A 3372-nucleotide genomic window follows, 5' to 3' on the forward strand; every position below is an offset into this window, starting at 1 on the left:
CCCATGCCCCATGCCCCATGCCCAATGCCCAATGCCCCATTCCCAATATCCGTGAAAATTTTAGTTTGAGAATACCCGCACCAATTTAAAATTTAAATTCCGGTCAATTACCCAGAAGTACAAAAATTATTATGTTATCTAAAAGAATCTTACCGTGCTTAGATGTGAAGGCGGGACGGGTTGTAAAAGGAGTTAATTTTGTAAATCTCCAAGATGCAGGCGATCCGGTAGAGCTGGCCAAGGTTTATAACGAAGCCGGTGCTGATGAGTTAGTATTTCTGGATATTACAGCCACTCATGAAGACCGAGCTACTATTTTAGATGTGGTCTACCGGACTGCTGAACAGGTCTTTATTCCATTGACTGTGGGTGGTGGCATTCAATCCTTAGAAAATGTTAAAGCATTGTTACGATCAGGCGCAGATAAGGTTAGTATTAATTCTGGGGCGGTGCGTGATCCAGACTTGATTAATCGGGCAAGCGATCGCTTTGGTAATCAGTGCATAGTTGTTGCAATTGATGCCAGACGCAGAAATAACCCGGAGAATCCAGGTTGGGATGTGTATGTGCGGGGTGGCAGGGAAAATACAGGCTTAGATGCTCTATTGTGGGCACAAGAAGTTGAAAAACGGGGGGCCGGTGAACTGCTAGTAACAAGTATGGATGCTGATGGAACCCAAGCCGGGTATGACATTGAAATCACACGGGCAATTGCCAATGCTGTAGAAATTCCAGTCATTGCTTCAGGTGGTGCAGGTAATTGTGAACATATCTACACAGCCCTAACTGAAGGCAAAGCTGAAGCAGCATTACTCGCATCCCTGTTACATTACGGACAATTAAGCGTAGCAGAAATCAAAAATTACTTGCGCGATCGCAACGTGCCAGTAAGAACATTCTCTTGAACCCTTATTTACTGTTTAATGACATCTATCTAAGGTTAGACACACTTATTTGAAAGGGTGTTAATATTATTTTACAAGTATTAACAAATATTAAAAAATATGTTGCTTCCTATTTTACTTTTTGATGTCGCCCTGGTGGCGTGGTCACTGCACTTAATGGAAAGAGCCTACGAGAGTAAAGAATTTTCTCTGATGTTGGCTGGTACATTAGTTGCTCTGGCTGCTGCTGCCATGTTAGTAGTTTACTTTTTGATGGGGCACTGTATGACCTATTTGTTGCAAGTGTCGTTGTGAGTGTCCAGTGGTTGAGAAGATATTAAAAATTTATTATCCAGAAAAAGCTTGACAAAGTACCAAAAATCAAGCGAATATATATAATGGATTTTAAGGGGTTATAGCGCAGTTGGTAGCGCACCTCAATGGCATTGAGGGGGTCAGCGGTTCGAATCCGCTTAGCTCCATTCTTCACTCCCTAACTCTGTTTATTAACAAAGAGGGTTAGGAAGATTTTTCAGAAGGTTTTAAATGCTTGTCTACCTAGCCAGTCTCGAAAGTTGGAATGATACAGACTGTAATGGGTTTGTGAGGCGATTCTTTGTTGTTGTAAGAACTCTAGCCAATTTTCTAGCACTTCCTCAACATCATACTCATCAGTATCAATGATTTGTGCGATGCCTGCGGCGGTCTGCGCCAACACTTGCACTGATATTGCTTTTTGCTGCTGTATTAAGACATTTAACACATCTGTGCTATGCTCCGTCCCTTGTTCGGGTGGAAACATTTTCTGTAAATGCTGCTGATAATATGCTTCTAAACCAGGCGGGAGTTGATTGGACTCGAAAGATTCCGGGTAAAAGTTTTCTGCGATCGCACTTATGACCTGACTGAGATACATAAAATTATTTTCGCTCAAAGTGGTGAGGCGATCGCAAAATTCTTGCTCACTAATCTGGTGATTACTCAGCCAAGATTTAAGATTTGACCTCTCCCCCAACCCCTCCCCTACAAGGGGAGGGGAGTAATCTTGTTCTCCCCTTCCCTCGTAGGGAAGGGGGGTTAGGGGGGTTAGGTAATTTTGAATATATGCTTGGATATCTTGGCGATTTTGTTCTGGATAATCTGCTAAATCAAGACTTTGCGACGGCGTTTCAATTAATAAACCCGATTTCTCCCGCAAGAAAGGTCTACGAGTCAGGAGGAAATAGACCCCATCCGGGAGATAGCGGGGGAGATAAAACAGATTTGTACCAGGTGGTTGGCTGTTACGGTCAATGCAATTCAACCCATCAATGGCAATTATCAGTTTTTGATCGGGTTCTAACTCATCGCTGATTTGCTGGAGAAGACTAGAGAAAAACCAACTTCCCTCTGTGGCGTTATCAGGGAGGGAGGTGTAATTAAGCGAGTATTGATTAATGAGTTGCGTGCAGATATTTCTGAGAAATTCGTCAGCATGATTTTTACCCTCAAGTTCGGCATTGTAATAAATAACTTGAGGATTGTTTGTCACAAATTTAGCGAGGATGGCACTTTTACCGCTACCAGGTGCGCCAATGGTGGTGAAGTAACCCTGGTTATGGCGGTGGAGAAAGTTGTTAATAGCCGTGAAGACAAATTCACGACCGACAAAGTTTTGGCTTTTTTCTTGAATGATTTGCTCAAACTCTGTTGGATGTCCTCTGGAATTGATTGTAGTCGGTGGTTTGGATGATGAGTTCATAATTTTGGAGAATAATTAAAAGATGAGGCAACAGTGGAGGTGGTGATGTCTATACAATTGCTAAGACGGAAATTCACAGTTGAGCAATATCATAAGATGGTTGGGTCGGGGATTCTCATAGAAGATGACCGGGTGGAACTGATTCGGGGAGAGATTATTGAGATGTCGCCGATTGGAACAAAACACGCTGCTTGTGTGAAACGGTTAAACAAACTCTTGTCTCAGAAGTTACGGGATAGAGTTCTCATTGCTATTCAAGACCCTGTGGAACTGAACAATAACTCAGAACCTCAGCCAGATGTGGCATTACTTAAACCCCGTGATGATTTCTACGCCACAGCACACCCCCAACCCCAGGATATTTTTTTACTAATTGAAGTAGCTGATTCGACTGTGATGTATGACCGGGAAGAGAAAATTCCTTTATATGCAGAAGCAAACATAATTGAAGTTTGGTTAGTAGATATTAACGAGCAAATTATGGAAGTTTATCAACAACCAACAGCCGCAGGATATGAGTTTATGCAAAAGTTCACTAGCGGTCAAACTTTATCAATTAAAGCTTTCCCTAATGTAAACATTACCGTCAATGAAATCTTTAGCAGATAACATTATTTCTCCCCTCATTCCTTTATCATGTTCTCAAGATGTAAAAAATGTATTCTACCTGATGCTTCACCTGCGACAATTGTTACCCCATCTAGTGCAACTGTACAGCAATGCATAAAACTGTCTCCTGTGAAAGAG

4 protein-coding genes and 1 tRNA gene are annotated in these 3372 nt (G+C 42.1%); 4 read left to right on the top strand and 1 reads right to left on the bottom strand.

Annotation, left to right across the window (positions count from 1 at the left end):
- Positions 1-131 precede the first annotated feature (131 nt).
- The 3 genes from hisF to ACFFAP_RS37350 all read left to right on the top strand — a co-directional run bounded on the left by hisF (position 132) and on the right by ACFFAP_RS37350 (position 1366).
- The gene (gene hisF, locus ACFFAP_RS37340) at positions 132-905 is read left to right on the top strand and encodes an imidazole glycerol phosphate synthase subunit HisF (RefSeq protein ID WP_375515929.1); all 774 of its coding nucleotides are present in this window, start codon (positions 132-134) and stop codon (positions 903-905) included.
- Between the two features lie 99 nt (positions 906-1004).
- Complete coding sequence (locus tag ACFFAP_RS37345) at positions 1005-1199, top strand: hypothetical protein (RefSeq protein ID WP_100901219.1); 195 nt, start codon at positions 1005-1007, stop codon at positions 1197-1199.
- Positions 1200-1293: 94 nt separating this feature from the next.
- A tRNA-Ala gene (locus ACFFAP_RS37350) sits at positions 1294-1366 on the top strand.
- Positions 1367-1416: 50 nt separating this feature from the next.
- On the opposite strand, the gene ACFFAP_RS37355 is transcribed toward ACFFAP_RS37350, so the two are convergent.
- A complete protein-coding gene (locus ACFFAP_RS37355; RefSeq protein WP_375515930.1) occupies positions 1417-2625 on the bottom strand; it encodes an ATP-binding protein in 1209 nt (402 codons plus the stop codon).
- Positions 2626-2670: 45 nt separating this feature from the next.
- On the opposite strand from ACFFAP_RS37355, the gene ACFFAP_RS37360 reads away from it, so the two are divergent.
- Positions 2671-3234 carry a Uma2 family endonuclease gene (locus tag ACFFAP_RS37360; RefSeq protein ID WP_375515931.1) on the top strand — a complete coding sequence of 188 codons (564 nt, stop codon included), beginning with the start codon at positions 2671-2673 and terminating at the stop codon, positions 3232-3234.
- Positions 3235-3372 lie beyond the last annotated feature (138 nt).

The sequence above is a fragment of the uncultured Nostoc sp. genome, assembly GCF_964245575.1.
Lineage (GTDB): Bacteria > Cyanobacteriota > Cyanobacteriia > Cyanobacteriales > Nostocaceae > Nostoc.

Excerpts from the sequence above, each read along its gene's own strand:
- ACFFAP_RS37345 (WP_100901219.1), top strand. The coding sequence starts at position 1,005 with ATGTTGCTTCCTATTTTACTTTTTGATGTCGCCCTGGTGGCGTGGTCA.
- ACFFAP_RS37360 (WP_375515931.1), top strand. The coding sequence starts at position 2,671 with ATGTCTATACAATTGCTAAGACGGAAATTCACAGTTGAGCAATATCAT.
- hisF (WP_375515929.1), top strand. The coding sequence starts at position 132 with ATGTTATCTAAAAGAATCTTACCGTGCTTAGATGTGAAGGCGGGACGG.
- ACFFAP_RS37355 (WP_375515930.1), bottom strand. The coding sequence starts at position 2,625 with ATGAACTCATCATCCAAACCACCGACTACAATCAATTCCAGAGGACAT.